Source organism: Streptomyces desertarenae, from assembly GCF_042681365.1.
Taxonomy (GTDB): Bacteria; Actinomycetota; Actinomycetes; order Streptomycetales; family Streptomycetaceae; genus Streptomyces; species Streptomyces desertarenae.
The window spans coordinates 1-4,220 of sequence record NZ_JBHUFU010000039.1 but is presented as its reverse complement, the minus strand read 5'-3'; the positions used below and the strand labels follow the sequence as shown (position 1 = coordinate 4,220).

At 72.0% G+C, this 4,220-nt stretch carries 4 protein-coding genes; all 4 read left to right on the top strand.

Going from position 1 to position 4,220, the window contains the following annotated elements:
* Window positions 1-320 precede the first annotated feature (320 nt).
* Window positions 321-1,949, top strand: coding sequence for a peptide ABC transporter substrate-binding protein (locus tag ACFSJS_RS27855; RefSeq protein WP_380905271.1), 1,629 nt, complete (start codon window positions 321-323; stop codon window positions 1,947-1,949).
* Between the two features lie 73 nt (window positions 1,950-2,022).
* Window positions 2,023-2,946, top strand: coding sequence for an ABC transporter permease (locus tag ACFSJS_RS27850; protein WP_380905269.1), 924 nt, complete (start codon window positions 2,023-2,025; stop codon window positions 2,944-2,946).
* Window positions 2,939-3,973, top strand: coding sequence for an ABC transporter permease (locus tag ACFSJS_RS27845; protein ID WP_380905267.1), 1,035 nt, complete (start codon window positions 2,939-2,941; stop codon window positions 3,971-3,973). The genes ACFSJS_RS27850 and ACFSJS_RS27845 overlap by 8 nt, the downstream gene beginning before the upstream one ends.
* 15 nt (window positions 3,974-3,988) lie before the next feature.
* A partial coding sequence (locus ACFSJS_RS27840; RefSeq protein ID WP_380905265.1) for an ATP-binding cassette domain-containing protein occupies window positions 3,989-4,220 on the top strand: 232 nt, incomplete at its 3' end.

Sequence of the window (4,220 nt, the reverse complement as noted above, 5' to 3'; positions counted from 1 at the left end):
TGCCCGAGCGGTTCGCCGGCCGGGACACCCCCGCCGCCCACCCCTCCGCCTGCCACTTCGCCGAAGAACGCGACGTGGTGCACGCGGCCTGACCGCGCGCCGTCGGGCACGCACCCGAGCGGACGAGGGGGCGCCCGGACCATCCGGTCCGGGCGCCCCCTCGCGTCCGTCCCCCGCTCCGCCGCCCCCGGCCGGACGTCCGGCATCCGGGGGTTTCTCGCGTCCGTTCCCGTGTTCGGTGAGGCATCGGCGGGGAAGTGACCCCTATGGGGTGATATGGGTCTTGTCGGAAGAACGACCAGGACCCAGGGAGGCACCCCATGCGCACAGCCTCGCGCTTCACCGGGGCCGTCGCGGCCGTGGCCGCGCTCGCCGCGGTGACCACGGCCTGCGGCAGCGGAGTGGCGGGCCGCGGCGAGACCGGAGTGGTCCGGGCCTCGTGGGGAGATCCGCAGCACCCCCTGGAACCCGCCAACACCAACGAGGTGCAGGGCAGCAAGGTCCTGGACATGATCTTCCGGGGCCTCAAGCGCTACGACCCGAGGACCGGCAGGGCCGTGAACGCCGTGGCCGAGTCGATCACCACCGAGGACCAGCGCACCTTCACGGTCAGGATCGGGAAGGGCTGGAAGTTCAGCGACGGCACGCCGGTGACGGCCGAGTCCTTCGTGGACGCCTGGAACTACGGGGCCCTGGTCACCAACAACCAGGTCAACTCGTACTTCTTCCAGTACATCGAGGGCTACGAGGACGTCCACCCCGCCGCCGAGGACGCCAGGCCCACCGCGCAGACCATGTCCGGGCTGGAGGTGAAGGACGAGCACACCTTCACGGTCCGGCTCAACCAGAAGTTCTCCCAGTGGCCCGAGACCCTCGGCTACAACGCCTACGCGCCACTGCCCGAGGCGTTCTTCACCGACCGCGAGGCGTGGCTGGCCAAGCCGGTCGGCAACGGGCCGTACAAGGTCGAGTCGTACACCCGGGGCCAGAGCATGAGGCTCTCCAGGAACGAGGACTACAGCGGTGCGGACAAGGCCCGCAACGAGGGCGTCGAACTGCGGGTCTACACCGACGTCAACACCGCCTACATCGACCTCCAGGCCGGCAACCTCGACGTCGCCGACGACATCCCCGCCTCCCAGTTGAAGAACGCCGAGCGCGACCTGGACGGCCGCTACGTCAACCAGCCCGCCGGCATCATCCAGACCCTCACCTTCCCCCTGTACCGCCAGGAGTGGCAGGGCGAGGAGGGGCGGAAGATCCGCCAGGGCATCTCCATGGCGATCGACCGGAAGAGGATCACCGAGCGGATCTACCACGGCACCCGCGTGCCGGCCACCGACCTCACCTCGCCCGTGCTCGGTGCCGAGGGCGGCTACAGCCAGGGGCTGTGCGGGCCGACGTGCACCTACGACCCCGAGCGGGCCGGGAAACTGATCGAGGAGGCCGGCGGCCTGCCGGGCGGGCGCGTCACCCTCACCTCCAACGTCGACACCGGCTCCCACCGGCAGTGGATGGAGGCCGTCTGCAACAGCATCAACAACGTCCTGGACGACAACGGCGCCTGCCGGGTGCGGCCGGTCGGCACCTTCGCGGACTACCGCAGGGACATCGCGGCCGACGAGATGACCGGGATGTTCCGGGCCGGCTGGCAGATGGACTACCCGCTGATCCAGAACTTCCTCCAGCCGCTGTACTACACGAACGCCTCCTCCAACGACTCCGGCTACAGCAGCGAGGAGTTCGACGAGCTGATGGACCGGGCCAACGCGGCCGAGCGGTCGGAGGCGGTGCGGCTCTTCCGGGAGGCGGAGAAGATCGTGCTGGAGGACCTCCCCGCCATCCCCCTGTGGTACCAGAACGGCACCGCGGGCTACTCGGAGCGGGTGAGGGGCGTGCGGCTCAACCCCTTCTCGGTGCCGGTCTTCACCGACATCGAGGTCGTCTGACCCCGGCGCCGCCCCGCCGATCCCGCCGACTCCGCCGATCCGCCGCACTCCCGCCCGACGAGGAGGCCCGCCCGTGGGGCGCTACGTCATCCGCAGGCTGCTCCAGATGGTCCCGGTCTTCGCCGGGACGACGTTCCTGATCTTCGTGATGGTGTACGCGCTGGGCGATCCGGTCGCCGGACTCTTCGGCGACCGGGCACCCGACCCCGCCACCGCCGCCCGGCTGCGCCGGGAGTTCGGCCTCGACAGACCGCTGTGGCAGCAGTACCTGCTCTACCTGGGCAAGGTCTTCACCGGTGACTTCGGCACCGCCTTCAACGGCAGGCCCGTCGCCGAGCTGATGGCCGTCTCCTTCCCCGTCACCGTGCGGCTGATGCTGGTCGCGCTGGTCATCGAGACGGTGGTCGGCGTCGTGCTCGGGGTGGTCGCGGGGCTGCGGCGCGGCCGGGGCGCCGACACCTCGGTGCTGCTGCTGACGCTGCTGGTGATCTCCGTCCCGACCTTCGTCACCGGCGCCACGCTCCAGTTCCTGCTGGGCGTCAGATGGCCGCTGGTCAGTCCGGCGGTCAGCGCACAGGCCCCCTTCGGCGAGCTGCTGCTGCCCGGTGTCGTCCTCGCCCTGGTCTCCCTGGCCTACATCGCCCGGCTCACCCGCACCTCGGTGGCCGAGAACGCGCGGGCCGACCACGTCCGCACGGCGGTGGCCAAGGGGCTGCCGCGGCACCGGGTGATCACCCACCACCTGCTGCGCAACTCGCTGATCCCGGTGGTCACCTTCCTCGGCGCCGACATCGGCAGCCTGATGGCGGGGGCCCTGGTCACCGAGCGGATCTTCAACATCCAGGGCGTCGGCTACCAGCTGTACCAGGGCGTCCTGCGGCAGAACTCCCCGACCGTGGTCGGCTTCGTCACCATCCTCGTGCTGGTCTTCCTGGCGGCCAACCTGCTGGTCGACCTCCTCTACGCCGTGCTCGACCCGAGGATCCGCTATGCCTGAACCGACCGTCCGCAGCCACCCCGAGGAGCCGCAGCCCGTGCCCTCCGGCGCCGGGGCCGGCACCGCGGCACCGGCACCGGCGCCGGCACCGGAGGACCCGGGGGCCGCCTCCCCGAAGGAGGCCGCGCCCGCCGCCCGCCCCCGCCGCAGGGGCGCCCACCGGCGCAGGCGGGAGCGGACGCGCGGCCTGTGGGCGGACGCCTGGTACGACCTGCGGCGCAATCCCGTCTTCACCGTCTCCGCCCTGCTGATCCTCTTCCTGCTGGCCGTCGCCGTGCGGCCGGAGCTGATCGCCTCCCGCGACCCGCTCTCGTGCGACCTGGGCCGGGCGCTGGGCGGTCCCGCGCCCGGTCACTGGTTCGGCTTCGACGCCCAGGGGTGCGACGTCTACACCCGCACCGTCCACGGGGCCCGCGCCTCCATCGCGGTCGCGGTGTGCGCCACGCTGGGGACCGCCCTGGTCGGCGGGGTGCTCGGCGGGCTCGCCGGATTCTTCGGGGGCTGGGCCGACGGGGTGCTCTCCCGGGTCACCGACGTCTTCTTCGGCATCCCGATCGTGCTGGGCGGCCTGGTCTTCCTGGCCATGGTCAGGGCCGAGGGCATCTGGCCGGTGGTCTGGGTGATCGTCGCGCTGGGCTGGCCCCAGGCGGCCCGCATCGCGCGCGGCTCGGTCATCACCGTCCGGCAGAACGACTTCGTGCAGGCCGCCCGGGCGCTGGGCGCCGGCAGCACCCGCATCCTGGTCCGCCACGTGCTGCCGAACGCCGTCGCCCCGGTGATCGTGGTGATGACCATCGCGCTGGGCACCTACGTGGCGTTGGAGGCGACCCTGTCCTTCCTCGGCATCGGCCTCCGGCCGCCCACGGTCTCGTGGGGCGTGGCCATCTCCGAGGCGTCCGACGGGATGCAGTTCCGCAACGCGCCGCACATCCTGCTCTACCCCGCCGCCGCGCTGAGCGTGACGGTGCTGGCCTTCATCATGCTCGGCGACGCCGTGCGCGACGCCCTCGACCCCAAGCTGCGCTGAGGGAGGCGTACCCACGTGACCACCGCGGAGGAGACCGACCCCGCCCCCGGACCGGGCGGCGGGGACGAGGACGGCGACGCGCCGCTGCTGGAGGTCCGCGACCTCCACGTGGAGTTCGCCGGCAAGGACGGCGCGGTGCGGGCCGTCAACGGGGTGAGCTACGGCGTGCGCGCCGGTGAGACGTTGGCGGTGCTGGGGGAGTCGGGGTCGGGGAAGTCCGTGACCGCGCAGGCGGTCATGGGGATCC